Origin of the sequence: Paenibacillus piscarius (genome assembly GCF_022234545.1) — a bacterium.
GTDB lineage: Bacteria > Bacillota > Bacilli > Paenibacillales > Paenibacillaceae > Paenibacillus_AQ > Paenibacillus_AQ piscarius.
The window spans coordinates 12,213-38,513 of record NZ_JAIEUI010000007.1; the positions used below are offsets into that span (position 1 = coordinate 12,213).

25 protein-coding genes and 2 other annotated features are annotated in these 26,301 nt (G+C 55.6%); of the genes, 1 reads left to right on the forward strand and 24 read right to left on the reverse strand.

The features are described 5' to 3' along the window. Window positions 1–167: 167 nt before the first annotated feature. The 22 genes from rpmA to K1558_RS13440 form a co-directional block, all read right to left on the reverse strand. A complete protein-coding gene (rpmA, locus tag K1558_RS13335; protein ID WP_238652079.1) occupies window positions 168–479 on the reverse strand; it encodes a 50S ribosomal protein L27 in 312 nt (103 codons plus the stop codon). 17 nt (window positions 480–496) lie between these two features. Continuing rightward, complete coding sequence (locus K1558_RS13340) at window positions 497–832, reverse strand: ribosomal-processing cysteine protease Prp (protein WP_238652080.1); 336 nt, start codon at window positions 830–832, stop codon at window positions 497–499. Between the two features lie 12 nt (window positions 833–844). Continuing rightward, window positions 845–1,156, reverse strand: a complete 312-nt coding sequence (rplU, locus tag K1558_RS13345) for a 50S ribosomal protein L21 (protein ID WP_019908991.1) — start codon at window positions 1,154–1,156, stop codon at window positions 845–847. Between the two features lie 14 nt (window positions 1,157–1,170). After that, window positions 1,171–1,256, reverse strand: a sequence feature (ribosomal protein L21 leader region). Between the two features lie 67 nt (window positions 1,257–1,323). Next, window positions 1,324–2,565, reverse strand: coding sequence for an Rne/Rng family ribonuclease (locus K1558_RS13350; RefSeq protein ID WP_238652081.1), 1,242 nt, complete (start codon window positions 2,563–2,565; stop codon window positions 1,324–1,326). Between the two features lie 37 nt (window positions 2,566–2,602). After that, window positions 2,603–3,445, reverse strand: coding sequence for a site-2 protease family protein (locus tag K1558_RS13355; protein WP_238652082.1), 843 nt, complete (start codon window positions 3,443–3,445; stop codon window positions 2,603–2,605). Beyond that, the gene (locus K1558_RS13360; protein WP_238652083.1) at window positions 3,438–4,301 is read right to left on the reverse strand and encodes a M23 family metallopeptidase; all 864 of its coding nucleotides are present in this window, start codon (window positions 4,299–4,301) and stop codon (window positions 3,438–3,440) included. The genes K1558_RS13355 and K1558_RS13360 overlap by 8 nt, the downstream gene beginning before the upstream one ends. Before the next feature lie 172 nt (window positions 4,302–4,473). Next, a complete protein-coding gene (gene minD, locus K1558_RS13365) occupies window positions 4,474–5,268 on the reverse strand; it encodes a septum site-determining protein MinD (protein ID WP_238652084.1) in 795 nt (264 codons plus the stop codon). 5 nt (window positions 5,269–5,273) lie between these two features. Then, window positions 5,274–5,933, reverse strand: coding sequence for a septum site-determining protein MinC (gene minC / locus K1558_RS13370; RefSeq protein ID WP_238652085.1), 660 nt, complete (start codon window positions 5,931–5,933; stop codon window positions 5,274–5,276). 81 nt (window positions 5,934–6,014) lie between these two features. Continuing rightward, window positions 6,015–6,545: a rod shape-determining protein MreD gene (gene mreD, locus K1558_RS13375; RefSeq protein WP_238652086.1), complete on the reverse strand. Its 531-nt coding sequence runs from the start codon at window positions 6,543–6,545 to the stop codon at window positions 6,015–6,017. Continuing rightward, window positions 6,545–7,420 carry a rod shape-determining protein MreC gene (gene mreC / locus K1558_RS13380; RefSeq protein ID WP_238652087.1) on the reverse strand — a complete coding sequence of 292 codons (876 nt, stop codon included), beginning with the start codon at window positions 7,418–7,420 and terminating at the stop codon, window positions 6,545–6,547. Before mreC ends, mreD begins: the two co-directional genes overlap by 1 nt. 61 nt (window positions 7,421–7,481) lie before the next feature. After that, a complete protein-coding gene (locus K1558_RS13385; protein WP_238652088.1) occupies window positions 7,482–8,516 on the reverse strand; it encodes a rod shape-determining protein in 1,035 nt (344 codons plus the stop codon). A gap of 39 nt (window positions 8,517–8,555) precedes the next feature. Further along, the gene (gene radC / locus K1558_RS13390) at window positions 8,556–9,245 is read right to left on the reverse strand and encodes a RadC family protein (protein ID WP_238652089.1); all 690 of its coding nucleotides are present in this window, start codon (window positions 9,243–9,245) and stop codon (window positions 8,556–8,558) included. 16 nt (window positions 9,246–9,261) lie between these two features. Then, a complete protein-coding gene (locus tag K1558_RS13395; protein WP_238652090.1) occupies window positions 9,262–9,873 on the reverse strand; it encodes a Maf family protein in 612 nt (203 codons plus the stop codon). Between the two features lie 37 nt (window positions 9,874–9,910). Beyond that, entirely contained in the window at window positions 9,911–10,156 is a 246-nt protein-coding gene (locus K1558_RS13400; RefSeq protein ID WP_238652091.1) for a DUF4321 domain-containing protein, read from the reverse strand. Between the two features lie 191 nt (window positions 10,157–10,347). Continuing rightward, the gene (locus K1558_RS13405) at window positions 10,348–11,706 is read right to left on the reverse strand and encodes an SPOR domain-containing protein (protein ID WP_238652092.1); all 1,359 of its coding nucleotides are present in this window, start codon (window positions 11,704–11,706) and stop codon (window positions 10,348–10,350) included. A gap of 71 nt (window positions 11,707–11,777) precedes the next feature. Next, a complete protein-coding gene (locus tag K1558_RS13410) occupies window positions 11,778–12,881 on the reverse strand; it encodes a glycosyltransferase (RefSeq protein ID WP_238652093.1) in 1,104 nt (367 codons plus the stop codon). Window positions 12,882–13,176: 295 nt separating this feature from the next. Then, window positions 13,177–14,553 carry a UDP-N-acetylmuramate--L-alanine ligase gene (murC, locus tag K1558_RS13415; RefSeq protein ID WP_238652094.1) on the reverse strand — a complete coding sequence of 459 codons (1,377 nt, stop codon included), beginning with the start codon at window positions 14,551–14,553 and terminating at the stop codon, window positions 13,177–13,179. 7 nt (window positions 14,554–14,560) lie between these two features. After that, on the reverse strand, window positions 14,561–15,937 hold the full coding sequence (locus K1558_RS13420) for a bifunctional folylpolyglutamate synthase/dihydrofolate synthase (RefSeq protein ID WP_238652095.1): 1,377 nt from the start codon (window positions 15,935–15,937) through the stop codon (window positions 14,561–14,563). A 5-nt stretch (window positions 15,938–15,942) separates the two neighbouring features. Continuing rightward, on the reverse strand, window positions 15,943–18,582 hold the full coding sequence (locus K1558_RS13425; RefSeq protein ID WP_238652297.1) for a valine--tRNA ligase: 2,640 nt from the start codon (window positions 18,580–18,582) through the stop codon (window positions 15,943–15,945). 155 nt (window positions 18,583–18,737) lie between these two features. Then, window positions 18,738–19,016, reverse strand: a binding site (T-box leader). Between the two features lie 90 nt (window positions 19,017–19,106). Then, entirely contained in the window at window positions 19,107–19,778 is a 672-nt protein-coding gene (locus K1558_RS13430) for a stalk domain-containing protein (RefSeq protein WP_238652096.1), read from the reverse strand. A gap of 374 nt (window positions 19,779–20,152) precedes the next feature. Beyond that, window positions 20,153–21,529 carry a LysM peptidoglycan-binding domain-containing protein gene (locus K1558_RS33025; protein WP_238652097.1) on the reverse strand — a complete coding sequence of 459 codons (1,377 nt, stop codon included), beginning with the start codon at window positions 21,527–21,529 and terminating at the stop codon, window positions 20,153–20,155. Window positions 21,530–21,666: 137 nt separating this feature from the next. Beyond that, entirely contained in the window at window positions 21,667–23,085 is a 1,419-nt protein-coding gene (locus K1558_RS13440) for a glycosyltransferase family 4 protein (RefSeq protein WP_238652098.1), read from the reverse strand. A gap of 194 nt (window positions 23,086–23,279) precedes the next feature. Here K1558_RS13440 and K1558_RS13445 point away from each other — a divergent pair, with 194 nt between their 5' ends. Further along, on the forward strand, window positions 23,280–24,521 hold the full coding sequence (locus K1558_RS13445) for a GGDEF domain-containing protein (protein ID WP_238652099.1): 1,242 nt from the start codon (window positions 23,280–23,282) through the stop codon (window positions 24,519–24,521). Window positions 24,522–24,590: 69 nt separating this feature from the next. Here K1558_RS13445 and ypfJ read toward each other — a convergent pair whose 3' ends face one another. Both ypfJ and K1558_RS13455 read right to left on the reverse strand, forming a co-directional pair. Further along, entirely contained in the window at window positions 24,591–25,454 is an 864-nt protein-coding gene (ypfJ, locus tag K1558_RS13450; RefSeq protein WP_238652100.1) for a KPN_02809 family neutral zinc metallopeptidase, read from the reverse strand. A gap of 171 nt (window positions 25,455–25,625) precedes the next feature. Beyond that, window positions 25,626–26,177, reverse strand: a complete 552-nt coding sequence (locus K1558_RS13455; RefSeq protein ID WP_238652101.1) for a hypothetical protein — start codon at window positions 26,175–26,177, stop codon at window positions 25,626–25,628. Window positions 26,178–26,301: the final 124 nt, after the last annotated feature.

The following is a 26,301-nucleotide window of genomic DNA, read 5'->3' on the forward strand; positions in this document are numbered from 1 at the left end:
GCTATTAACTCAAGTGGAAACGGCTTTGCCGTCCTTTTTAAGGACGGCATCGTTTCAGCGAGAAATATAAGGATAAGTTATCGTGTGCAATATATAAATTCTTATATTTCCAAAAAAAGCCCCCGGCACTCATGCCGGAGGCTTCTCATCTAAACAGGTCCGAAAGCTTACGCTTCCAGTGCCGCTGCTACCGGAGCGACATCAACCGGGTACACGCTCACCTTTTTGCGGTCGCGGCCCCAACGTTCGAACTTCACTACGCCATCCACCATGGCGAACAGGGTATCATCCTTACCGATGCCCACGTTCGTGCCTGGATGAATCTTGGTTCCGCGTTGACGAACCAGGATGTTGCCGCCGGTCACTGCCTGACCGTCAGCACGTTTCACGCCAAGACGCTTGGAGTGGGAATCACGTCCGTTCTTGGTGGAACCTACACCCTTCTTCGATGCGAATAGCTGAAGATCCAATTTCAACATGTTGTCAACCTCCTTCTTCAAATGATGACTTCCTGTATCTGAACATATTTCCTGTAGGATGTGGCTATGTCCTTGAGCATCAGCACCATGGATTCCAGCAATAGCTGTACCTTGGCGGAAACTTCGGGATCACTCACCGGAACCAGAGTTCCGCTTAAGAATCCGTCCTTCATCGAAGTATCCAGAACTACGCCGGTCAGACTTTCGATCGAATTCACCGTGCCCACCGTAACGGTTGAGACACCTGCGCAGACGATATCCTTGCCATTCCTGGCGTACTCCGCATGGCCCTTGACAGCAAAACCGACAATGACACCTTGAGCAGAAGCCCGTGTAATCCGCACGTTAATCATTAACGCACCTTCTTACGCCTGAATCTTCTCAATAGTTACTTTGGTGTACGGTTGACGATGGCCTTGCTTCTTGTGGTAGTTCTTCTTTGGTTTGTATTTGTAGACTACAACCTTCTGACCCTTACCATGCTTCTCAACCTTGGCTGTTACAGACGCGCCGCTTACCAGCGGAGTTCCTGCAGTCAGACCGCCTTCGTTGGAAACAGCCAATACACGGTCAAACGTTACGCTTGCGCCGTCTTCAGCTTCCAGCTTCTCGATGAACAGAACATCGCCCTCTTGGACTCTGTATTGTTTACCGCCAGTTTCGATAATTGCATACATTGTACTTGCACCTCCTCATGTCTCAGACTCGCCTAGTCTAGGTGGCATCTCCCGCAGGAGCTGCGCTTCAGATACCCGATCGGAGCGGTTACAGCATGTGCAGGTAGAGAACAACCAAACACATACTTGAAGATATTATCATACTTATCCGCTTAAGTCAACGGTGCTTATTCCAGCCATTCCCCCACTTTGCCGGTTCCCCCGCAGCAATGACAGATCACCGGGGCATATCCGGCCGAATCATGTCTGGCCTTCTTGCGGGTCATCTCCAGCAGACCGAGATGGGTCCAGCCGAGAATATGCGTCTTGGTGCGGTCACGGCTGATGATGCTCTCCAGCTTGTCCGTCACCTGCTTGCGGTGCTCTCCCCGCTCCATATCAATGAAGTCGACGATGATGATGCCGCCGGTATCGCGAAGCCGGACCAGCCTTCCTATCTCTTCCGCGGCCAGCAGGTTGGTCCGTGTTACCGTGTCCTCCAGATTCGTCCCGCCGGTATACTGCGCAGTGTTGACATCAATGACGGTCAGCGCCTCGGTCTCATCCCAGATCAGCGTGGCTCCGCCTTCGAGAATGATTTTGCGGCCGAAGCTCTTGTGAAGCTGCTCCATGACACCGTATGCCGTGAAAATAGACTCCGGCCCCCGGTAGAAGCCTACCGGCTTGTGGCCTTCAGGAGCCAGCTCGTCCAGGAAGGCTTCAGCTTCCTTGGCCGCCTTGGCCGAATCGATCATCAGCTCATCACGCTGCGGATTGAAGGCATCACGGATGAACCGCTGGACAATGCTGAGATCCGAGTGAAGCAGAGCCGGAGCAGCCGATTCCTTCGCCCGCCGGGTGATGCCTTCCCATTGCGCCCGCAGGAAGGCCAGATCTCCCTCTACCGCATCCGCCGGCTCATCCTCGGAGACCGTCCGCATGATGAGCCCCTCCTCGCCCTGACGCAGCCGCTCACCGATAGCCTTGAGCCGGCTGCGCTCGGATTCGCGGCTGATTTTTTTGGACACGCCGACGTATTCCGCAAACGGCATGTACACGATCCAGCGTCCGGGCAAGGTGTAATGTGTGGTGACCCGCGCGCCCTTGCCGCCCCGCGGCTCTTTTCTCACCTGAACCACAATCTCCTGGCCCGGCTGCAGCAGCGTCTCGATAGAAGGCTTGACCTCCGGCTGCTTCTCCAGGTGGGGGTGCAGGACATCATCTACATACAGGAACGCATTCTTCTTCTGACCGATATCCACAAAAGCCGCCTGCATTCCAGGCAGCACATTCATAACACGTCCTTTATAGTAACTCCCTACCAGCCCCTGCTGCTGGTCGCGTTCAGCCGCATACTCCACCAGCCTCCCGTTCTCCAGAAGTGCCATCCGGGTAGTATGCTGTGTGCAGTGAACGATCATTTGTTTCATGGCTTCACCTCTGGTTTGAATCATTCCGTTCCTAGCTTTACATTCCGAAATAAGAAGCAATCAGCCGCTGCTCCGGTACCACGGCCACGATGTCCCTGTCCTTGTTCATAACATAGATATAATGATAATGGTTACGTTTAAATAGACGCACTATCTCATCCAAAGGTTTCGCGAGAGAAGCAACTATCGGCCGGGCCAGGCCCTCCGACTGCTGATAACGCTCATAGATCCGTTCACGGTTCATCAGAAAAGCAACAAACCGGTAGGGCAGATTGCGCTGGTCTGTGGCATTGGAGTAGAGCAGAAATGCCCCGATCATCAGCAGATTGAGACGCAGACCGCCCCCGGCTCCAAGCGGCAGCAGGGCAAACAGGATGACCATCAGGCTGGCGCCGATGCTGACTCTGCCGGTCCACAGCAGGGTGTAATAATACGGAAGCAGCAGGCTCAGAAGCCCCTGCAGGATCTTGCCGCCATCAAGCGGCAGCACCGGCAGGAGATTGAACAGCGCAATCATCGCATTCGCTCCAATGAAATAGTTCAGATAAGCTATATTTCCATACTCGGCCTGCTTGAGCACAAGCGCCATCAGAATCAGAATGCCGTTCTGCAGCGGCCCGGCCAGCGCGATGCCGATCTCCCGCCCGGCTGTAAGCCGGCCGTGGTCTTCAATGACCGCTACACCGCCGAAGGGCAGCAGCTGCACCGAGCGGACCGTCACTCCCGCCAGGTATGCGGCGCAGACATGTCCAAGCTCATGGATGAAGACGATCATGAATAAGGTCAGCAGCTCCAGGAACTGTCCGGTCAACACAGAGAACATCAGAATCAGCACGAAGAGCGGGTGCAGCGACAGCTCAATGCCGAAGACCCTAATCAAACGATACCACTTCGGCGGGATCAATATAAGACTTGTCTTTCATCATCGCCAGAAAAAGCAGCGGGCGCTCCGCCTCTCCCGCCCCCTGAATCCAGCCGACTGCGTCCCCGCTCTGAACCCAGTCGTCAACTGCAAGCTGTGTTCCGCTCAAATGGCCGTATTCCGCTGTAAGTCCCGCAGTATGGCGGACCGTGACACGGACGCCCCCTGAGGTCTCCTTGGAAACAGACAGAACACGGCCCGTATCTACACTTTTCACCGTGACACCGGCACTTGAATCGCCTGACGGCAGAATTTCAATCCCCTTGAAAGAAGCCGTGAACGGGCTGACTACTATGCCTGCCAGCGGTGCGCCAAGCTGACGGTCCGCTGTCACCTTCTCCGCCGGCACCTGCTGGTCGCCGAAGATGGGAATGAAGGACGGGGCTCCGTTAAAGTGCTCCTCATACCATACCTGCACCGCTGCAAAATCCATATCATTGCTGAGAACATTCGTAATGAAATACTGCGACCTCAGAGCCCACGGCTCCTGAACGGCAAAGATGCCCCAGACCGCACCGAAGACCAGTGCACTGGCTGCCGTACGCCGCAGCAGGCCTCTGCCAAACCGCGGCCTTCCTCCGCCTCCGCCGCTGTCATCGTTCCAGCTGCGGTGCTGCCGCTTCCACAGGTCCTCCGGATCAGGCTCGGGGGAAGCCTCTTCCCCGGGACCCGGCCCCCACTCCCTGTAAGGGGGAGGACTGCCGCTGCCGGGCTGCCGGAACAGCTCCGGTACAGCGCCGCCAACGGGCTGATCCTCCAGCAGGTGCTGTATTCGTTTGTGGCGGCGGTTGTTGAACTTATTAGGGGTTGTCATATCGATCCCTCCGGCGGGCTTGTTTTACTTCCATTTTATGAATGGCGGAAGCATTTTTAGAACAAGCCTGCCAATCGAGCCGGATACTGGGCCACAGCAAAAAGCCCGCTGGAAATGACTCCACAGCGGACCTTGGGCGAAGAATGCCATATATAAGTGCCTGGCCGGAAGGTTAGCCCATTCCGAAGAATTTCTTGAGCTTCTTAAACGCACCCTGCTTCTGGTCTAGCTGCATCAGCGGGACCGCATCGCCCAGAATGCGCCGGGCAATATTACGGTAAGCAATCGCTGCGGAAGAATCAGGGTTCATTACGGTAGGCTCTCCGTTATTCGCCGCCCGGATGACCAGCTCATCATCAGGCACGATCCCGATCAGATCGATATTCAGCACCTGAAGAATGTCTTCAATATCCAGCATATCGCCGGATTTCATCAGCCCGTGGCGGATCCGGTTGACGACCAGCTTCGGCGATTCTACCGGCGACTGCTCCAGCAGGCCGATAATCCGGTCCGCATCGCGCACCGCCGCATGCTCCGGAGTAGTGACAACAATGGCCTTGTCGGCACCGGCTATCGCATTGCGGAAGCCATGCTCAATCCCGGCCGGACAATCGATCAGAATATATTCATATTCTTTCTTGAGCTCCAGAATGATATCCTTCACCTGCTCCGGCGTCACTGCGGTCTTGTCCTTCGTCTGCGCTGCGGGCAGCATGTACAGCTCATCAAAGCGCTTGTCCTTGACGAGCGCCTGGTTCAGGCGGCAGCGGCCTTCCGCCACATCAACAAGATCATATATAATGCGGTTCTCCAGCCCCATAACCACATCCAGATTCCGCAGCCCGATGTCTGTGTCCACCAGACATACTTTTTTGCCTTGCAAGGCAAGCGCGGTCCCAATATTGGCCGTTGTAGTTGTCTTGCCAACTCCGCCTTTGCCCGAGGTTACGACGATTGCTTCTCCCATGGAGGCTACACCCCTTTAAACACATTTAAATCCTGACGTAATCTGACTATATTATGAATCTTGTCAATTTGCATAGCGCCGTCTGATAAATACGCGAATTCCATGCTGCTCTCCCGGGTTCCCCATTCATCCGGGGGTCTGCTGATGACATCAGCAATCCGCAGCTGGGTAGGAGCCAGCAGGGAAGCGGCAATAATCGCATCCGGGTTGCCGTTGATTCCTGCGTGCGCCATTCCCTTGAGCGCCCCGAGAATATAGATGTCACCTGAGCAGGTAATCGTTCCCCCCGGATTGACATCTCCCAGAAACAGCAGATTGCCCTCATGATGCAGCACTTGGCCGGAACGGAGCATTCCGCTCAGCATAAACAAGGCTTCCGGGTCCTTCTCTTGAGGATCTTCAATAGCTTCTACAGAGCGGATGAGCAGGTTTCCCTGTCCTTTGAGGATCTCCAGAACCGCTTCCTTGTCTTCTTCAGTCACTGCACGGTTGCCCAGCTTAATATCCACATGCACAATCGGTCCGGTCAGAATATTTTGATGGCTGTGCTCCAGCTTATAGCGAAGCTCGCTTAAGAGATCGTCAAAGGGACATTTGTCGTCTAACAGGAATACCAGGCCATCCTTGATGCCCTTGATCCTTACATGCTTGGATTTAACTGTCATATGCCTGTCCCCCTATCCTCATTCATTCGTGCCGGGCCGGGCAAATTCCTTCTTTGGCAGACAAGAAACTGCCGCAGCCGCTTACGCGGCCTCCTCATTACGGTTCTCCTTGCCCAGCAGCTCCAGCTGGCGCCGGAGAGGAACATAGAGCAGCAGGCCGGCAGCGAAATGAAACAGCATAGTAGGCAGCATATGATGCAGCAGCGCCCAGTTATAAGGCTGCTGTCCCAGATTGAAGACACTGTATATGCCATACAGCATACTGTCCTCCAGCAGGCTGCCCAGCAGCACCACCGTCATCATAAGCGGCAGTGGTGCGCGGGGAATCTGAAACACCAGACCGATCAGGTATGCAGACAAGCCCATTGTGAAGGAATGAGCCCCAAGAATGCGGCCGTAGAACACCACATCATGCAGCATCCCGAAGGACAGACCGAGGATAAGTGCTGTATGCCGGTGATGGTACACGGTAACGAACAGAATGACGATAAAGACAAGATTAGGTATGATCCGCATCTGCCAGGCATCAGGGATCAGCCAGGGAAGAATCGTGCCTTCGATAATAAATAAGAGGAACAATACCAGTATAAGAACGGATCTGCGCATCCTCACTATTCCACACGCTCCTCCGTAAAGACGACGAAGAGTTCCTTCCAGTCCTGGAATCCTGCCGCCGGCTTGATAATGGCCGTAGAGGTCAGGCCGAACTGGCTGATCTTGACTTCCTCCACAATACCAATCGTCATCCCGCGCGGATACGTTCCGCCACTGCCCGAAGAAATAATCTTATCATCCTTGGCGATTGGATCTCCGACTGGGATTTTGTTCATGAGCAGCATCCCGGTCTTCTGGTCGTAGCTCTCGATCATCCCGAACGTCTTGCCTTCCTTGTTCACGGCGGTTGCCGCTATCGGCGGCTGGGAATTCGGATCATGGATGTCCATCATCGTCATCAGCTTCACCGTCGAGGTGAAGTTGCTCACATTACTGATCACCCCTACCAGACCCTCAGTGGAAGTGACGGACATATTCAGCCTGATGCCATCCTTCGAACCGAGATCAATCACAAGCGTATTGTTGCCTGGCTCTGTTGTCACACTGACAACATTAGCAATATGATATTCGTATTTATAAAGATTCCTTTGAGCTTCGGTAAATTTAAGAGCTACTTCTAATTCTTCATTTTTGGACATAACAAAATTATACTGCGCCTTATCCCGGGCGTATTGCGCCATCAGAATCTTCAGCCGCTTGTTCTCTTCAGCCATGTCGCGGAGATTACCAATATCTTCGAAGAAGCCCGCTATATATCCAGCGGGCTTGTAGAACAACTTCTGTACGAAACCGGTCGTATCTCTCAGGAAGTTCTCCGGCCAGGACAAGCTCTTCCGCGGTCCCAGGCTGAAGCCCATTAGAACGATAAAGGCAACCAGTGTAATGAGTAATATAAACAGACGTTTATTGTTAAACAGCTTAAACAATCTCAAGCACCCTCTAACAACCGTATTTCACCCGTATCAGGGGTTGACCTTCCCCATCCGAATGGTTCTAGCGCTTGGAACGGAGACCCATGCCGCTGCGGCTCTTGAACAGATGAATATTCTCCAGCGCCTTGCCTGTGCCGATCGCAACACAGTCGAGCGGATTCTCGGCAACAATCACCGGCATTCCTGTCTCGCGCGCCAGCAGCTTGTCGAGATTGCGCAGCAGCGCACCGCCGCCGGTAAGCACAATTCCGCGGTCCATAATATCGGCAGCCAGCTCCGGCGGACATTTCTCCAGCGTAACCTTCACAGCTTCAACAATGGCATTGACGGTATCCGACAATGCTTCGCAGATCTCATCAGAGGTAATCGTCAGGGTCTTCGGCAGACCGGTCACCAGATCGCGTCCGCGGATCTCCATCGTCTCAGCCTTCTCCAGCGGCAGGGCAGAGCCCACATCCATCTTGAGCTGCTCAGAAGTGCGTTCCCCGATCATCAGATTGTACTGGCGCTTGATGTATTGGATGATCGAATCATCCGCTTCATCACCGGCCACACGTACGGAACGGCTGGTTACAATCCCGCCGAGTGAGATTACAGCCACCTCGGTGGTACCGCCGCCGATATCCACAACCATACTGCCTGTAGGCTCCCATACCGGAAGATCCGCACCGATCGCAGCAGCAAAAGGCTCTTCGATGATGTAGGCTTCCCGTGCGCCGGCCTGCTTCGTCGCATCCTCAACGGCACGCTGTTCCACAGCTGTTATCCCGGAAGGTACACATACCATCACATTCGGGTGGCGCTGGAACATCGAGCGCTGCTTCTGGGCCTGGCGGATGAAATATTTAATCATAGTTGCCGTAGTATCGAAGTCGGCAATGACCCCGTCCTTCATCGGACGGATCGCACGAATGTTGCCGGGGGTGCGTCCGATCATTTTTTTGGCGGATTCCCCTACAGCTTCAATCGATTTCGTATCCGTATTAATGGCTACCACGGAAGGCTCTCTGACAACAATTCCTTTACCGCGCACATAGACCAGCGTGTTCGCTGTTCCCAGGTCAATTCCTAAATCTTTCGTAAAACCACCTAACATCGTGTATGCTCCTTTTCCTTGTGGATCTAGACAATTGTATTACATATAACCTTTTTGTTTCAAACTTACATAGCTGCTGTCCCCGATGACCAGATGGTCCAGGACGTCAATGCCGACAATCTCGCCGGCCTGCACCAGCCTGGAGGTCAGGGAGATGTCTTCCGGGCTTGGCGTAGGATCGCCGCTCGGGTGATTGTGTGCGCATATGATAGCTGCGCTGCTGCATTTCATGGCTGCCCGGAACACCTCGCGGGGATGCACAATGGAGGCGTTAAGGCTGCCCATGGACAATGTTTCCTGCGCAATAACATGATTCTTCGTATTCAGGAACAGACAGATGAAATGTTCCTTCTGCAAATAACGAAGCTGCTCGGTCAGAATCTCCGCCGCGTCCTGGGGACTGCGGATGACCACCGCTTCGGTAAGCCGGGAGTTCGCCATGCGTCTTCCCAGTTCTATGCCAGCTTTCAGTTGCACCGCCTTGGCCGGGCCGATGCCTTTGATTGTCGTCAGTTCTTCAATGCTCAGATCCGCAAGTCCCCGGAGGCCGCCGGCAATGTTCAGCAGCCGCTGGGCAATATGAATGGCTGATTCGCTCTGCGCACCCGTGCGCAGCAGAATCGCCAGCAGCTCCGCTTGACTTAAAGATTCCGCCCCATAATGCATCATGCGCTCTCGTGGTCGTTCTTCATGGGGGAGGTCACGCAACATAAGTGATTGCAGTTCCATCCCTAACCCTCTTTCCTTAGCTTCCCTGCCCGTTCAGCACCGAAATCCCGAACCCGGACAGCATCCCGGACAGCAGTGACAACGGCAGGCCGACCACATTAAAATAACAGCCTTCAATGGCTTCCACCAAGGTGGCGCCCAGTCCTTGAATGGCATAAGAGCCGGCTTTGTCGGCAGGCTCCCCGGTCGCTATGTAAGCGGAGATTTCTTCTTCGCTTATGGCCCTCATTGATACCGAGGTGACTCTGTAATCCACCTGTGTGATTCTCTCCGGCAGGCCGATACAGGCCACCCCGGTATAGACCTGGTGGGTCCTGCCCTGAAGCATGCGCAGCATTCTCGCACTGTCCGGCTTGTCCGCCGGCTTGCCGAGCACCTGCCCGTCCAGGACAACGATCGTGTCGCTGCCGATAATCAGGGCATTCCGGTCTCCGGCCTGCGGAATGACAGCCTCCGCCTTGCGCAGAGCGAGGCTCTGCACGATCGCTTCCGGCGTCCATTCCGGCGGTGTACTCTCATCCGCATCGCTGGCCAGGACCTCAAAGGATAGGCCAAGCGAGGACAACAGCTCGCGCCGCCGCGGTGAACCCGAGGCCAGAATAATATGCCGTGTGTTGTTATGCTCCACAGTAATTAACGTCCCTTCCTGATCCCGGCAGCCAAGGCTACAGCCTGCGGTACAGCCATACCGCTGTAATAATTCCGGCAAGGCTGAGCAGGCACAACTTCAAATGGATAGTGATGTCATAGGATATGATGTCCAAATCGGCTTGCGGCGACCACTTCAGAACAGTCGAAGCTGTAAGAAAAGACAATGCTTGAACAGGTTCCAGCAGCTTGGCAATCCAGGCTCCGGCCAGCCAGCCCAGAATAAGAAATAACAGCAGTGTGCCTACATTTTTTTTCTTCATTCAAGTCTTCCCTCGCCATTTTTTGACACCCTAATTATTATACGGTGAAACGGGATGCAATACAAACGCAAAATCCGCTCAGGAAATGTTTACCACGCTGCCGGACGGAACCGGCATCACCCTCAGGGTCACCCGCAGAAAGACAGTAATCCCCCGCCGGGCCTATGGCCCTGTACGGGGGATTACCGTTATCAGCTTATGGAGGTCAGCAGACTCCTCTGGCCGGTCAGGAAGCTCATCATAGCCTCCTGTACTTCCCAGAGCAGGCCCTCCGCCTTATTCTTGCCGTATTCGTTCAGCGCGGCAATACCCTGGCTCATCGATTGCGTAAGCCCGGCAGCCAGCTTCTGCCCCTCCGGGGTCAAGCCCGGCTCAAGCGCTTTGGCCGCCTGGAGCCACTGCATATGCAGATCGCTGACCGCAGCAGTGCTGCTCTCTCCGGCGGCTCCGCTTAGCAGCGAAGCGGACAGGCTGCTTAGCTCGTTCAGGAGCTTGGCACTGACGGTAAAATAATTGTCCACCGCCTCGGCCGTTCCGCTGTAGCGCACCTGCTGCAGAGCTGGCAGGGCCAGCTCTCTTACATACAGGGCAATCCCCTGGTTCTTCAGGCTGCTGCTGAGCAGCTTAGCCTGCTCGCGGTCAGGCGACATGCCGGCGTATACCCGGTTGCCGTCTGCCGGATCAAGGCCTGCGGCCAGACCCGCCGCCAGCAGCTCCTGCTTCGCCTGCTCCGCACCCGCCGGTGTGCTGAAGACGCCATACTGCAGCAGATAATAGCTCTGCGCGGCAACCTGCACCGGCACAGGCGCCGCTGCCGTTTCACTGCTCTGTGCCGCCGGCACGCCGGTGATATCTGCACCGGCATTGCCGCCGCTTGCGGCATTCTGCTCCTGAACGGCTCCCGTCTTAACCGCCGCATTGCCTGTCTCTTTCAAGGAACCTGCCGGCCCGCCGCCGATGAAGGACAGCGCGGCGTATCCGAGCAGGATACCAGTTCCCAGCGCGCCCGTAATCGCGAGCGCGAACTTCCACCAATAGGAGGGACGGCGGGTCTGGTATGAGCCTCCATAGCTGCCTCCAGACGAACCCGATGCCCCATATCCGTCCGCACCTTCATCCAGGCTGTCGTCCAGCAGCGGGTAATGCCTGTCTGCTTCGTCCTCATCCTGGCCGTAGCTCTCTTCATACAGGGGTGGACCGTCCTTCCAGCCGCCCTGATCCCATAGATTCCTCGAAGCCGGACGGACTGTATAAGGCTGCTCCAGCCCGTCATCCTCCGGCTGGACAACCGGGTTCCATCGGCTGGACCGCTGAGAATTCAGATAAGAAATCTCAGCGGTCCGGGGAGTCTTTACCTGCGGCAGCTCAACAATGTATTCATCCGGCCGCAGCGGCCGGGGTTCCGGCGGCGTCCCTGTATCTTCAGTCAGCAGCTCGTCCTTGGCCTCCAGTACTGCACCGTTGATCCGGACGGTCCGGCGGTCTGCCGCTTCGCTCCGCCGCTCCTTCCCCTCACCGTCAAACCGGAACGTCATTCTCCCGTTATTCAAGCGCCTGCACCTCGCTATCTTCAGTTCTATACTGAACTATATGAGAGATATCAGGGGGATATGCTATTTTACTATTTTACTATTTTCATATCAGATATCAGATTCAGCAGCTTCTTCCTCACGCTGTCTGCCGTATAGTGTTTCCTGAGCGTACGGTAGGCCTGATCGGCGATGATGGAGCCCAGCTCCGGCATTGTCAGCAGCCGCACAAGATGTTCAGCATAAGCGTCCGTTGTTTCCGCCAGCAGAATGTTCCGGCCCGGTTCACAGAACAGCGCCTCTGCCCCCGTCAGACTGCTGACTACAGGTGTACGATGGGCCCAGGCCTCCAGAATGTTGGCCGGATCGCCGCAGCCTTCCTCCAAGGAAGCAACCACGGCTCTGGCACGGCGCATATAACCGGCAGCCTCCTCAGCCTCCCCAATGATCTTAAGGGAAGAATCCCTCTGCACCGCCGCTGCTACCTCGGGATGCACATTGCCGCTAATGCTAATAATGTAGCAGCTGGAATCCGCCACCGCCGCCTTCACAAGCGGATAGATACTCTCAATGAACACCAAAGCTTGCTCCCGGCCCTGTACCGTATTCGTGTTCCAGCGTAGAATGACCGAGTTCTCCCTGCTTACCTTATCGTGTTCGTTATAAGGAGGCTTGTTCAAATCAATGCAGGGGGGAATGACATGCACCTTGTTCGCGTCCGCAAAAGATAATGCCTTATAAGACAGCGCGTCCCATTCCGTTGCCGTAAGCAGCAGACCGGTCCGGCTCAGCACTCTCTGCTCTTCACGGCGCCGCAGCGCCGCATTTAGCTTGTGATAGCCTCTGCTGAACCCGTTCACCCCATCGGTCTGCCGCCCTGTCTCACTTCCTGCGGCACGGCGGGCATCGGTGATGATGAATGCTCCCGGCAGCAGCGAGGCTACCAGATCCAGCGTAGTCCCAGGCATATTATAGGGGATAAAGACATGGCTGTAGGTCTGCAGCCGGCATCGCTCACTAAGGGCCGTACGCAGCGGCTTAATGCTGCCGCTCCTGGAAGAGCAGCAATCCTCCAGCAGATCAATATCAAACCGTTCCTGCAGAATCCCAAGAATATTCTTTGTTCTATGGTCTTCCTCCTTATCTTGTTCCGTGGCATGGCGGCGGGCGGACAGAAACAACATTTTCTCTTTCATGGCTATAGCTCCTTGGCTCTATGTAAATATGTGCTAATATGTACGCAGCAAAGAGGCTGGATGACATCCAGCCCAGAAATAATGAAACTTAAGATGTAGATCTATAGTAGCGTATTCCCGTGGAAAAGACTGTCGAATTGTGGGAGAAAATATTTTTTTCTATCCAGCGTCTCGTCAGCACAGTACGCAAGCACTACTCCCCTTGCATGATCCTGAAGCAGCTCAATGAAATCAAGGCGCACGCAAAAAAGCGGCCCCCATCCCCTTAACAGAGAATGGAGACCGCTAGTGACTCTTAACGCTTCTTCAGGCTGTCGGCCAGAGCATAGCCCACCTTCCAGATATCGCCGGCTCCCATGGTGATGACCAGATCACCGGGAGCGATACGGTTCTGCAGATCAGCCAGCACCGCTTCCTTCGTCGGCAGATGCCTTGCACCGGCGTTGCTGTTCTGCACAATCAGCTCCACCAGCTTGGCAGAGGTGACCCCCTCAATCTGCTTCTCGCCGGCCGGCGAGTAGATATCGGTGATAATGACCTCGTCCGCTTCGCTGAACGCACGGCTGAACGCATCCAGCAGGAAGAAGGTCCGTGTGTACCGCTGCGGCTGGAACACGGCGATAATCCGTTTGCCGGTAGCCTTGGCGGCACTGATAGTGGCCTGAATCTCTGTAGGATGGTGCGCATAGTCATCGATGACGAGGATATCGTCTACCTCGCCGAGCACCTGGAACCGCCGCTTGGCGCCGTGGAACTTCACGATTGCTTCCGCAATCGCCTCAAAGGCAATGCCGGACTTCAGACAGGTAATTACCGCCGCCATTGAATTATACAGATTGTACTGTCCCGGAATGGAGAGCTCAATCCGGCCCAGCACTTCCGTTCCGTGATTCATCGTGTAGGATACCTGGCGGTCGCCCAGCACAATATCTGTCGCTCTGTAATCCGCCGTGTCTGAATGAATGCCGTAGGTGATCACCTGCCCCTTGACCTTAGGCAGCAGGGACTTCGCCGTCTCATCATCTGCACAGACAATAGCCGTCCCGTCCTCACGCAGCTGATTGAGGAACTGTACGTAGGCATCCTTCAGCTTACCGAAGTCACCGCCGTAATTCTCCAGATGGTCCGCTTCAATGTTCGTGACAATGGCAAGCCATGGATGGTACTGCAGGAAGGAGCCGTCACTCTCATCCGCTTCGGCAACCACGAACTCCCCTTGTCCCGCTTTGGCATTCGTACCGACATTCATGATCTCCCCGCCTATAATATAGGTAGGGTCCACGCCGCACTCCTCCATAATCAGAGCGATCATAGAAGAGGTCGTCGTCTTGCCGTGCGCTCCGGCAACGGCCACACCCTTGCGCTCATTCAGCAGCCGGGCCAGCATCTGCGATCGGTGCAGAACCGGAATCTTCAGCCGCTCGGCCTCGACCCACTCCACATTATCTGCAGCCAGCGCCGTAGAATAGACGACCAGATCCGCGCCCTTCACCTGCTCCGCCGTATGCCCGATGAACACCTTGGCCCCCTTGGCGATCAGCTTCTCCGTTAACTCTTGTGCAGCTACGTCTGAGCCCGTAACCGTATATCCCATCTCCAGCATCACCCGGGCAATCGCGCTCATGCCATAGCCGCCGATCCCAATAAAATGCACACGTTCAGTAGTATCCAACAGTTCGTCACCAGCCTTTTTCAGAATCGGGTTGCCCTAAAAGCGTACTGCGCACATCAGAAATCAGATACAGCGTTCCGGACACAACCGCCAGGTCATCATCCGTTGTGATCGTCTGCAGCCTCTGCAGCGCTTGGCCCCAATTACGTTCTACTATAATTTCCAAGTGTTCCTTGGCATATTGACTCCGCAGACTCTCCGCGATTGCCTGCAGGTCTTCCGCGTCCATGCGCTTACGGAAATCGGGTTCGGTCAGGATGAGCGTATCCACTATAGGCAGTATATGCTTGAGATACGACTCGTGATGCTTATTTGCAAGCATCCCCATGAGCAAATTTAATTTGCCGTAGGGCTGGAACTGGGCAAGACTCTTGGCCAGGCTCTCGGCACCTTCCGGATTATGCGCTCCGTCCAGAATAATCCGGGGCGAAGCACTGACTTCCTCCAGCCGGCCGGCCCAGAACGTGCTGCGGAATCCCGCCTGCATATCCTCGTCCTCAAGCATGAAGGCCATGTATTGACGCAGCACCTCCAGGACCATCATAGCCCCGGCGGCGTTCTCCAGCTGATGCTCACCCTTCATGGCGACCTCCAGCTCCAGACTGCGGAAGGGGCCCTTGAAGGTGAACTGCTGGTTGCCGTTCTTCAGTCCGGCATCGCTATAGCTGAACTGCTCCCCGATCAAATAGAGGGTAGAACGGGCAGCAGCCGCCTTGTCCTTCAGGACGGCAACGGCTTCCGGCTGGCGCACACAGCTCACGGCCGGAACGCCAGGCTTGATGATTCCGGCCTTCTCCCCGGCGATCAGCTCCAGCGTATCCCCCAGCACATCGGTATGATCGTGGCCGACATTGGTAATAACAGACACAATTGGTGTCACAATGTTCGTTACATCCAGCCTTCCCCCAAGTCCGGTCTCCCATACGATTACATCGGGATAACAGACTTCCCCGTAATAGAGAATCGCCAGCGCCGTGGATACCTCGAACATCGTCGGGGAGCCAAGCTCGCTGTCTGCAATCTCCTCAACCAGCGGACGCAGCCTGTTGGCGAGCGCCAGCAGGGTCTCTTCAGGAATATCAGTTCCATTGTATTGGAACCGGTCCGTGAATTTCGTGATATAGGGGGAGGTAAAGGTCCCCACCGTATAACCGCTCTCCAGCAGCACACGGGTCAAAAAGGCGCACGTCGAGCCTTTACCGTTCGTCCCGGCCACATGAATGAACTTAAGCCGTCTGTGCGGAGAGTCCAGCTTCTCCATCAGAAGCTCAATCCGGCCCAGACCCGGTCTGATTCCAAAAGGAATCAGGCTGTTAATCCAATCGACCGCCTCGGTGTACGAGCTTAAGGGGGCGGTGTTGCCGCCCCGGATGATCTCTTCCATATCCCTTATCCTCTCAGCTCTGCGATACGGGCCAGCACGGTCTCGCGCTTCGCGGAGTAATCCGCCTGCTTGGCCCGCTCCTCTTCGATGACCTTGGCCGGTGCTTTGGCAACAAAGCCCGGATTGCCAAGCTTCTTCTCGACGCGCTCAACCTCGCTGTTCAGCGTCTGCACTTCTTTCTCAAGACGGGCAATCTCCTGGTCGATATCGATCAGGCCCGACAGCGGCAGCAGCAGCTCGGCACCGGTAACCACAGCGGACATCACTTTGTCCGGCGCCTGCGGCGCAAGTCCTGCCTCCAGGGAGGAGGTGTTGCAGAAGCGTCCGATGTAATGCTCATTGCGGGAGATAATGTCCAGGGTGTCCTGGCTGCCCGCCTTAATCATCAGCTCTACCTTCTTGCTCATCGGCACATTCACTTCGGCACGGATGTTGCGTACCGCCCGGATCATATCCATCAGCAGATTCATCTCGGTGACCGACTGCGGATTCTCCAGCGAAGCATCATACCGCGGCCATTCGGCCAGCATAATGGTCTCGCCCTCATGCGGCAGATGCTGCCAGATCTCCTCTGTGATGAACGGCATGAACGGATGAATCAGGCGCAGCGTGCGGTCCAGCACATAGGCCAGTACAGACTGGGTCTTGGCCTTCGCTGCTGCGTCCGCACCATACAGGGACAGCTTCGCGAACTCGATATACCAGTCGCACAGATCATCCCAGATGAAGTTGTAGAGCAGGCGTCCGGTCTCGCCGAACTCGTACGAGTCAATTAGACGCGTAATATCGCGGGAAGTTTCGTTCAGGCGGTGCAGAATCCAGCGGTCAGCTGTACTCAGCTCCCCGGTAATGTCAATATCTTCAAAGGTTACGCCCTCCAGATTCATCAGCGCGAAGCGGGAGGCGTTCCAGATTTTGTTGGCGAAATTGCGGGCCTGCTCCACCTTCTCCATCCGGAACCGCAGATCCTGGCCTGCCGTAATCCCGGTCGAGATCATATAGCGCATCGCATCGGCACCGTACTGTTCAATAACATCCAGCGGATTGATGCCGTTGCCGAGGGATTTGGACATTTTGCGGCCCTCGGCATCCCGTACCAGACCGTGCATGTATACATCAGCGAACGGCTTCTGGCCGGTAAACTCGAAGGCGGAGAAGATCATCCGCGCTACCCAGAAGTAGATGATGTCATAGCCGGTAACCAGCACATTGTTAGGATAGTAACGCTTATAGTCAGCGCTGTTCTCATCCGGCCAGCCCAGTGTGGCAAACGGCCACAGGTTCGAGCTGAACCAGGTATCCAGCACGTCCTCATCCTGCTTCAGATCATCAAGGCCGCCGCTCATCTCACGGGCTTCCTCTTCACTGTAAGCGACGAAGACTTCACCGGTTGACTCCGAATACCAGGCCGGAATCCGGTGACCCCACCACAGCTGGCGGGAGATACACCAGTCGCGTACATTCTCGATCCAGTTCAGGTAAGTCTTCTCGAACCGCTCAGGAACAAATTGAACCCCTTTGTTATCCTTCTGCGCCTGGATAGCAACTTCAGCCAGCGGCTGCATTTTGACGAACCACTGGGTGGACAGATAAGGCTCAACTACGGCACCGGAACGCTCGCTGTGTCCAACCTGGTGGACATGATCCTCGATAGAGATCAGGACACCCTGCTCCTTCAGATCAGCCACAATATTCTTGCGGCATTCGCTGCGGTCCTGGCCCTGATACGGACCGGCTTCCTCATTCATGATGCCGCCCTCATCCATCACGTTGATCTGCGGCAGGTTGTGGCGCTGGCCGACCTCGAAGTCATTCGGGTCATGTGCAGGTGTGATTTTGACTGCCCCACTGCCGAACTCTTTATCTACATATTCATCCGCAACCACCGGAATCTCCCGGCCGATAATCGGCAGAATCAGCGTCTTGCCGATCAGATCCTTGTAACGCTCATCCGCAGGATGTACCGCTACCGCCGTATCGCCCAGCATCGTCTCGGGCCGGGTGGTAGCGACAGTGATGAAGCCGCTGCCGTCCTTGAGCGGATAACGCAGATGGTACAGATGCCCGTTCACTTCCTTGTATTCAACCTCGATGTCAGACAGCGCTGTCCGGGCGGACGGGTCCCAGTTGATGATGCGCTTGCCGCGGTAGATCAGACCTTTGCGGTACAGCTCAACAAAGACCTGGCGCACCCCCTTGGTCAAGCCTTCATCCAGCGTGAACCGCTCACGGGAGTAGTCCAGCGACAGCCCCATCTTGGCCCACTGCTCGTGGATAGTCTCTGCGTACTGATCCTTCCAGGCCCATACCTGCTCGAGGAACTTCTCGCGTCCCAGATCATGGCGGGAGATGCCCTGCCCGCGCAGCTTCTGCTCTACCTTAGTCTGTGTAGCGATACCGGCATGATCCGTACCCGGCAGCCAGAGGGTATCATAGCCCTGCATCCGCTTGGTGCGGATCAGCACATCCTGAAGTGTGAAATCGAGTGCGTGTCCGATATGCAGCATACCAGTTACATTGGGCGGCGGAATCACGATGCTGTACGGCTCCGCATCCGGCCGTTTGCCGGCTTCAAAGAAGCCGTTCTCCATCCAGTAGCTATACCATTTCTTCTCTGCCGCCCCCGGGTTATATGTAGTCGGCATATCGCTCTGCTTGTGATCCGCCGTCCCGGCGGCTTCTGCCGCTTCCTGCTGGTTCGGCAGCTCCGCTGCCTTGTTGTGATCAGCCATTGTGAACCCTCCAATTTGGATAATGAAATAACGCATTATGGTCTGGAAATACAAAAAGGCCTTTCGTCTCAAAGGACGAAAGGCCATTCTTTCGCGGTACCACCTTTGTTTCGCGCCAATACAAAGCAGCAAAGCTGCTCCAAGCTCCCGGACGGGCGCTTCAAGCTTAGCGCGACACTCATGCAGATAACGGCTGCATCCGGCCACATCCTAACCTGCATCAACAGCAGGCTCAGAAGGGCAACTCCGGGGCGACTTCGGGGGCTGCATCCTGCGGAAATTCACAGCAACTACCATTCCGCTCTCTGAAGGGCTGACCGCCTACTCTTCCCGTTCCCAGTCTTTATGCTAGTTATTACTTAGTACAATAATACCTTCAGTATTATCCCTAGTCAACCAGCATATGCACAAACCTGTCACCGGATGAAACTTAAGGCTTACTCTCCGCTCCAGATCACCTGAATCACATTGAAGCCCTGGCGGCTGCCCGTTCCGGGAGCCCCGTCCACAGTAACAGCAAATGTGCTTCCTGAATCAATAATCTGGAAGGCGGCAGCGGAGACCTCCTCCGATTTGGAGGTGGCACCCTTTTGCGCAAAATAGTCCTTGTACATATTGCCCAGCGCCTCAAGCCCCAGCTTCGTAGTGTAGCTGAAGGTAGCGGACGGCTTGCCGGTCGCCGAGCCTTCGATCAAGTCATATATTTTGGCATCGGCCGGAAGCGGGAAGTCCGCCGGCAGGCTCTTCGGACGCTTCACAGCTTCCGCGTTTGTTCCTGCAGAGGTGCCGCCGGAGCCGGATGGAGCGCCTGTGGAGGCGGAGCCGCCGCCGATAATGACCTTGCTGGTTGCGGCATCGTAGGTGACCGGAGTATTCAGCGCTTCACCGATCGAGCGTACCGGCAGATACGTAATGCCATTATACGTAATCGGGGCAAGTGTTTTGCCGTTGCCGTCCTTAGGTGTATAAGCCTGGCCGTTCACGACGATTCCAATCTTGTTGTTCAGCGCCGCTTTGATCTGCTGCAGACCACCCGCGGCATAGGCGCCAGCGGAAACGGCCAGTGTTAAGCCTAATGCAGCCGCAGTAACCGCTACTTTTCTCTTCATGTTGATCTCTCATCCTTTCAGAGGGGAAATTCCGGCGCAGAGATGCCACGTTCTGTGATGTATGTAATGCCGGTAGGGACTATTACCCCCGGCAGCAAGGTTTGTAAACCTGTGGCGGAGATACAGCTCACTCACCTCGCGCTGGCCCAATGTGGTCGGTTTTTCGATTACATTCCACCCACACGCCTCCGCCACGCCCAATGTAATCGGTTTTTCGATTACATTCCGTCCACGCGCCTCTGCCACGCCCAATGTGGTCGGTTTTTCGATTACATTGGGCATGTCACCATTACACAAAAAACAGAAACAGCCCCGTCCATAAGGCTGGGGCCCTTCCTGTTACAAGCCTGCATGCTCTCGACACACCGCCGGCCTCAGGGAATATACAGCACCTGACCCTCTTCCACAATCTGCCCGGAGAGGCGGTTGTACATCGACAGCTCCCGGGTGCTGAGCTGATATTTCTCGGCGATTGTATCGAGCGTCTCCTCGCGCTGGACGATGCAGAGCCGGACCTTGCGGAACATCTCGGAGCCGCCAAGCCCGCCGATGAACCGGCTCTTCCATTCTGTATCATTACCAACCTCAGGAGCATCTGCCGCCGTCTGGGAAGCCATCTCTTCAGCCTGCAGGTTCTCCTGCTCCCGGTTGACCCGGCTGGAACTGAGCAGCGAGGAGAAGGTCAGCGGCTCCTGGCCGGCAGCGCCGGAGTCCTTCTTGCTGCCAAGCGCAACCTTGAGATCCGGCTTCTCCTCTTGGGGAGGCAAGGATTCCGATGACAGGAAGACATCGTTGTCCCCAGCCTGAATCTCTTCCCCTGCTTCCCCGCCTTCCTTCCCGGCCAGAAAAGCAGCGGCGTCACCGGCAGCATTGCCGGTGACCGGCTCCGCATCGGGTACGGCATGAAGATTCGCATGGCTCCAGTGATCTATGGTACTGGCAGGTGTAGCGGTACTGCCTCCAGTGCTGGCCGGAGACGGATCTTTAGGAGCTGTTGCCTCTGCCTTCTCCCTTGAAGTGAGAAAATGGCCGGAGACCGGCTCCGCTGCCGGCTTGCCGGTATGCGGCGCGGCCTGCGCAGCCGTCTCCAGGCTGTGGGTTCTTGCCTTAGGTTCCTTGTCCTTCGGCTGTGCAGAAGCCAGAGCTGCCGGCTGGGTATACACAGCGCCGTCCGGAAATAACGGATTCGCCGCAGCATCAGCCGCCTCCGCTTCAAGCTGTTCTTCCGGGGAGGATTCGGCTTCCCCTTCACCGTAAGTCCACACCGAATTCTCATACAAGGAATCTGTCTCTGCATTGCCCGCCCGCTCCCCGGGTTTCGCCTGAAGGTCCTTGGCCTCCGGCGAGTAGGCAACCGTATATTCCTCCTGCTGCCAGGCCGGCTGGGCATCTGCGCTTCCGATGCCGCGCAGGGAGAGCACACCGGTAATGTTAACGGTTCGCATCGTAAGCAGGTCAATATCGAAATTCTCGATCTCCACCCCTATGTCATCCAATGAGCTGACCCGGGTCAGCGGGACCGTAATTTCAACGGGAATCGCATGCTCCAGACGCTGCGTGCGATCATCCTCCCCCCGGTAGAGTCCGGTCAGAAGCAGCTGTCCATGCAATTCGGCCCGGTCCTCCCGCTGGATCACCTGGATGTCAGGAACAAGCTCGACTTCCTCCAGTTCTGCTATTCCCGGAAGCTCTTCCGAAAGGTGAATGCGTTCATAAATATCAAACCGCAAGCCGTGGGACTGGTCAAACACGGGAAATGTCCTCCTTCTTGGCATAATCTATCCCTGAGACAAGCCCAGAGCATAAGCCCAAAATGTTACTCGACTCATGTATATGCTTCAAACAGGAAGGCATGACAACTTTGCCGCTTCTTCCTGCAGACAAAGACCTATTCCTGCAGAGCGAGAGCGGTACGCGCATCCGGGACGGAGTAATGCTGCGGCAGTCTGCTGCGCATAAGCTCTGCCAGCGGGAATGCCGCCCCGCTTCCGGCCAGCACATCGGCCGGATGAAAGGCTGAAGCAAGCGGCGCTCCAGGCATATCTGCAAAGCGGACATGATCGGGAATGCCCGGCCGAGCCGCCTGGAGCTCAATCGCCTTACGGTATACATTCAGCGTGCCCGCAGCCATTACATCCAGAGAACGGGTACGCTCCGCCCACGCTCTGGCCTGACGGCCGGTGCGCTGCCTCAGCTCCCCGTCCTCCAGCAGCTGCTCCAGCTGCCGGGCAAGTGCGCCGGCATCTCCGGGCGGAACAATCCAGCCGGTCTCGCCTTGCCGGACCATCTCCGGCATCCCCGAGGTTCCGGCGACCACCGGGGCGATTCCGGCCAGCTGTGCCTCTGTGACCGAGAACGGCTGTGTATCCTGCAGCGAGGGCTGCACATAGATGTCTGCCGCCTTCAGCGCCGCAGGAATATTATCGAGCGTTCCGGTGAAGTGGACCTGATCCGCGATGCCCAGACGCCGGATCTGCTCCTGCAGCTCTTCCAGCAGGCTGCCCATGCCGGCCACGGCGCAGATCCACCGCTGGCAGCGCTGATGCAGCATTCCCAGCGCTTCAATCAGCACATGAACTCCCTTGATATATTCCAGCCGTCCGGCATACATGATGACCGGAATGCCTTCCTGGAACCGGAGCGGCGCAGGCTCCGCCGCCCTGGCTGCATACGCCGCCAGATTCACCCCGTACGGCAAGGTATGAATACGGTCAGCACTGACTCCAAGCTCCCGGGTCAGCTGTCCGATCCACTGCGAAGAGACCAGGATCTGGTCGGCTGACCGGGCACCCAGCGACTCGATCCGGCGGAAATACCTCCAGATCGGCCGCTGCTCATACGCTTCCCGGGTCAAGCCCGGCTCCAAGCCCCGATATTCATAATAAGTCTCCAGGGACAGTGCCCCGTGAACACTGGTGACCAGCGGAACGGGATGACGCATAATCCGGCGCAGTGCATACGAGGCGATCGGGTCCTGGGCATGAATGACATCATAGTCCTCCAGCCCCAGCACCGCAGCCCCTCCTTCAAACACATATCGTCCCAGCTCGAAGCTGAAGATCCCGTGTTCCAGGTGCATCGCCGGGAAGCGGCCCGCATCGAAATGCGGCAGCAGCTGTGTGTAGAATTCTTTTTTATCGAAAAACTCCGGCCGGTCCAGCAAATAAAGCGTGTTGCTCTCCGCATGACTCCCCATCATAGTCACGGAATGGCCCTCTGCACCCAGCTTCTCTGCCAGCTGCTTCATATAGGTCCAGATCCCGCCCAGATTAGTGAGTCCCCAGTAGGTAACCAGCAGTATCTTCATGCATCCCTCTCCCCGGCTATAGATTCATATAAGTTCAGGAGCGGACTGCCCCCATTTATCAGAACAGTATATGAGCAGTATAGACAGCAAGGAAACGGACAGATGTTCGTCCCATATAAATTTCAAAATAACTTTTAATCAGGAATCATCTTTTCGGGTATAATCGGTATAAATCCTGAAAGGAATCTTCTGTCATGTCCAAAGCAAGGGTATTTGACATCTCCCTGTTCATCGCTTCCCTGGCTATAGCCTTCATTCCTGCACATGCTGTAGTCCTGGATGGTTCATATATGCAAGCGCTGCTGCTCTACACGATATTCTCCAGCATTTATTTCCAGTTGCGCATTGTGACCCGGAGCGGGAATTCCACAATTGATTATGCAATCAGTTATACGTCATCATTCGGGATTTTTGCCGGCCCGCTGGGTACATTGATCTTCGAGACGGTGTACCGGTCAATCGTATTTATCTATAAAAAGAAAACGAAAACCGCCGATCCCGGTGAGTTCCTGGATACCTTCTACAATATCGGCTCCTTCACGCTGGGCGGGTCCGCTGCGTATTATTTGTACACGCTGCTCAAGCCCTTGGCGGACAGGCTTCCGCTGGGGTATTGGCTGCTGTTTCTCCTCGTGGTCTGTGTCACTACGCTGCTGTCATCGGCCTTTCTGGTGATAACCTTCGCCCTGTCGGGAGACATCAAGACCCGCCGCGAAGCGGAGAATCTGCTGTTCCGCAGCCGGAGCCTGCTGGACTTCTGCAAGGTCGCGCTGACCAACGCCCTGCTGCTAAGGCTGCTGCAGATGGAGAAATGGGAGATGCTGATTGCGCTGTTCCTGCTCAACTACATCGTCAGCCTCTCGTTCTATTCCAAGTCGCAGAGTGCCCAGCACAAATATGAGCGCGACAAATTCGAGCAGATGGCCTACCGCGACTTCCTCACCGGAACCTACAACCGGGCGCACATGGACAAGATGATGAAGGAGCTGAATCAGAGCGGTGAATATATCGGCATTGTAGTGGCAGACATCGACCGCTTCAAAAAAATCAACGACTCCTACAACCACGCCGTCGGCGACCGGGTCATCGTCCATTTCGCCGATACACTGGAGCGCCACCTTCAGCCGGAGGACATCCTGTTCCGCAGCGGGGGAGAAGAGTTCACCCTGTTCCTCAGAAACAAAACCTTTGAAGAATGCAAGGTGCAGATTGAGGAGATCCTGGACAGCCTGCACGGCAATAGCGTAAGTGCTGAGTACGAGGAGCAGACGATCTCTGTACCGTATTCAGCTTCCTTCGGCCTCTATTATTACAAGGCTGACCCCGGACACAAGACCTCGATGGAAAAAGGTTATGTCTACGCCGACCAGCTGCTGCTGGAATCCAAGAAGCTGGGACGCAACCGCCTCTCGTACCGCAATGACCTCGGGGCATGAAACTCCCCGCACCCAGAAGAGCCGCCCCTCCATGATATGGAAGAACGGCTCTTCGTGCGTCTCTGCAGCTTATAAATCACTAGCCTTAAAGGTATCACCGCCGGCAATCGTGCCGGATTCATAACCTTTGTAGAACCAGCGCTTGCGTTGCTCGGAGGTTCCGTGCGTGAAGCTGTCCGGTACGACATACCCCCGGGCCCGCTTCTGGATCGTATCATCCCCGACGGCACTCGCCGCCGTCAGCGCCTCATCCAAATCGCCTTCCTCCAGCAGATTCTGACCCTGAACATGATGCGCCCACACCCCGGCATAATAATCGGCCTGCAGCTCAAAGCGGACCTGATATTTGTTGAATTCGGTCTCGCTGAGGCGCTGGCGCAGCGAATTCAGCTGCTCGGAAGCACCCAGCAGGGTCTGCACATGATGGCCTACCTCGTGGGCAATCACGTACGCCATAGCGAAATCGCCCGGTGCCTGGAACTGCTGCTGCAGCTCGTCATAAAAGCTGAGATCAATATACAGCTTGGCATCTCCCGGACAATAGAAGGGCCCAACCGCCGAGCTGGCGGTGCCGCAGGCCGAATTCACACTCCCGCTATACAGCACCAGCGTCGGGTCCTGATACGTCATCCCCTGCTCCCGGAAAATCTCCGACCAGACATCCTCGGTATCTGCCAGCACCACAGAGACGAACTCTGACAGCTCCTTCTCCTGCGCAGTCTGCTCATACGGAGCGTTCGTGTTCGTGCCTGAACCGGTGGACAGCAGATTGCCCATAATATCGCCGATGTTCCCGCCGCTCAGCAGCGTAACAATCACGATCACCACAATCCCGGTGATTCCGCCGCCAACCAGCCGGCCGCCGCCCATGCCCCCTCCGCGCCCTCGGCGGTCCTCCACATTTGAACTGCCTCTTCTGCCCTGCCACTTCATGGCCTAACCCCCAGTTATCGATTGCGAATAGCTTCCTGTAGTATAACTTAATACTGTTATACCCATAATCCCGGGGGTTCCACTCTCTGCGGGCGGATAAGTTAAAAACCCCTTCACAGCCGCAGCCGGAAAGGGTCTTGTAATTGAATATGTGAATATAAACCAGGGGAATTACTTGGCAGCTTTGGCTGCGTCAAGAATAGCCTTCAGATAGCCCTGGGTGTCCACCAGCGTTGCACCGCTGACCGCATCAACCACTTGCTCCTTGGTCTTCTTAGTCACAGTTGCTTCCAGAGATTTGATCGTTTTGCCGGTTGCAAATTTCTCGATAGCGGCCATGTTCTTGTCATAGGATACGGTCGATTTGGCTTCTTCCTTCATATGTTCGCTGTAATATTTGGCATTGGCCTTCTTGGAAGCCAGCACCATGTTAGGCTCCTTGTAGTTCTGCCCGAAATCCTTATCGGAGTTAGGCACGCCCTTAGCCACATCGGTGCTCAGGAATTGATAATCATCCAGCGAAGCAGCGACAATTACGCCATTCTGTACCACGGCTACAGCTACGGTGAAGCATTTGGTGCCATGGGCTGCTGCTTCTACCCGGCCTACCTTAAGCGGTGCGCTCGCTGCAGAAGTCACGTTGTTCAGAGCACCGCTGCTGCCTACACCGACAAGAGCCAAAGAGATTCCTGCTGCGAACATTAACTTTGTAACTTTTTTCACAATAATTCCCCCAGTGATTGTTATGAATTACGCTTACATACTATATTTATCAAGTTATTGGACAAGCGTCAGTTACAAATGTTACTCGGAAAATGCAAATAATTGGGAGGACATAAAAAACCAA

Coding starts and splice junctions, on each gene's coding strand:
- minC (WP_238652085.1), bottom strand. CDS start 5,933: ATGACAGTTAAATCCAAGCATGTAAGGATCAAGGGCATCAAGGATGGC.
- K1558_RS13445 (WP_238652099.1), top strand. CDS start 23,280: ATGTCCAAAGCAAGGGTATTTGACATCTCCCTGTTCATCGCTTCCCTG.
- K1558_RS13420 (WP_238652095.1), bottom strand. CDS start 15,937: ATGGAAGAGATCATCCGGGGCGGCAACACCGCCCCCTTAAGCTCGTAC.
- K1558_RS13425 (WP_238652297.1), bottom strand. CDS start 18,582: ATGCCGACTACATATAACCCGGGGGCGGCAGAGAAGAAATGGTATAGC.
- radC (WP_238652089.1), bottom strand. CDS start 9,245: ATGGAACTGCAATCACTTATGTTGCGTGACCTCCCCCATGAAGAACGA.
- K1558_RS13360 (WP_238652083.1), bottom strand. CDS start 4,301: ATGACAACCCCTAATAAGTTCAACAACCGCCGCCACAAACGAATACAG.
- rplU (WP_019908991.1), bottom strand. CDS start 1,156: ATGTATGCAATTATCGAAACTGGCGGTAAACAATACAGAGTCCAAGAG.
- K1558_RS13350 (WP_238652081.1), bottom strand. CDS start 2,565: ATGAAACAAATGATCGTTCACTGCACACAGCATACTACCCGGATGGCA.
- K1558_RS13410 (WP_238652093.1), bottom strand. CDS start 12,881: ATGAAAGAGAAAATGTTGTTTCTGTCCGCCCGCCGCCATGCCACGGAA.
- minD (WP_238652084.1), bottom strand. CDS start 5,268: ATGGGAGAAGCAATCGTCGTAACCTCGGGCAAAGGCGGAGTTGGCAAG.
- K1558_RS13440 (WP_238652098.1), bottom strand. CDS start 23,085: ATGAAGATACTGCTGGTTACCTACTGGGGACTCACTAATCTGGGCGGG.
- K1558_RS13385 (WP_238652088.1), bottom strand. CDS start 8,516: ATGTTAGGTGGTTTTACGAAAGATTTAGGAATTGACCTGGGAACAGCG.
- rpmA (WP_238652079.1), bottom strand. CDS start 479: ATGTTGAAATTGGATCTTCAGCTATTCGCATCGAAGAAGGGTGTAGGT.
- K1558_RS13430 (WP_238652096.1), bottom strand. CDS start 19,778: ATGAAGAGAAAAGTAGCGGTTACTGCGGCTGCATTAGGCTTAACACTG.
- K1558_RS13340 (WP_238652080.1), bottom strand. CDS start 832: ATGATTAACGTGCGGATTACACGGGCTTCTGCTCAAGGTGTCATTGTC.
- ypfJ (WP_238652100.1), bottom strand. CDS start 25,454: ATGAAGTGGCAGGGCAGAAGAGGCAGTTCAAATGTGGAGGACCGCCGA.
- K1558_RS13400 (WP_238652091.1), bottom strand. CDS start 10,156: ATGAAGAAAAAAAATGTAGGCACACTGCTGTTATTTCTTATTCTGGGC.